1 protein-coding gene is annotated in these 653 nt (G+C 57.4%); it reads left to right on the top strand.

All coding sequences use genetic code 11. The features are described from left to right. Positions 1 to 180 precede the first annotated feature (180 nt). Positions 181 to 459, top strand: a complete 279-nt coding sequence (locus KIP88_RS45950) for a DUF2934 domain-containing protein (protein WP_214494643.1) — start codon at positions 181 to 183, stop codon at positions 457 to 459. Positions 460 to 653: the final 194 nt, after the last annotated feature.

The following is a 653-nucleotide window of genomic DNA, read 5'->3' as shown; positions in this document are numbered from 1 at the left end:
CCTAACTGAGCGCTGACTTAATGCGGTGTGATGGAAGTCTGTTCCTACGCAAGTACATCCCCAGCCCGGGAAGCTGGGATGTCGTCCGGAAGCCTCGTGCGTCGGGCCGTCTAGAACGTTTCCATCATCGCTAAATGAACAAGGATCTGACCTGAACCGTCTCACTTACGGAGGTGGTCTATGGATCAGAGTGACGACCCCCGGGAGCTGGAGCGCAAGATTGAACAGGCGACCCGGATTGCTTCCCGTCTGAACGATCAGACGACCGTGGAGCGGCTGAGGGCTTGGATCGAGGATCTGAAGCAGAGGCTGCAGCAGCGTCGGGAGGCGAGACGCACCAAGCAGGCGATCAGTGCACGCGCCCGGGAAATTTGGGAACAGCACGGATGCCCTTCAGACCGCGACTTGGAGTTTTGGCTTCAAGCCGAGTCTGAGATCAGAGAGCGCGATCGGGAGTAATCGGCTGCCTCAGTATTGGCCGCTCGGCCGTGTGCCTGAATGTCTCTATGTGTCGATTTAGTTGCCATAGCTCAATGTCGTGACCATCAACGAGCTGCTTGGCGAGCCTGATAGCTTCGGCATCATCATCGCATCGCAGTTCGACACGATTTTGGACATGGCCGTCTGGCCCCATGATGTAGGCGCGGTAATCC

Source organism: Bradyrhizobium sp. SRL28 (assembly GCF_018596315.1).
GTDB lineage: Bacteria > Pseudomonadota > Alphaproteobacteria > Rhizobiales > Xanthobacteraceae > Bradyrhizobium.
Note: the sequence above shows the minus strand (reverse complement) of the source record. Positions and strands in the feature narration are given on the sequence as shown.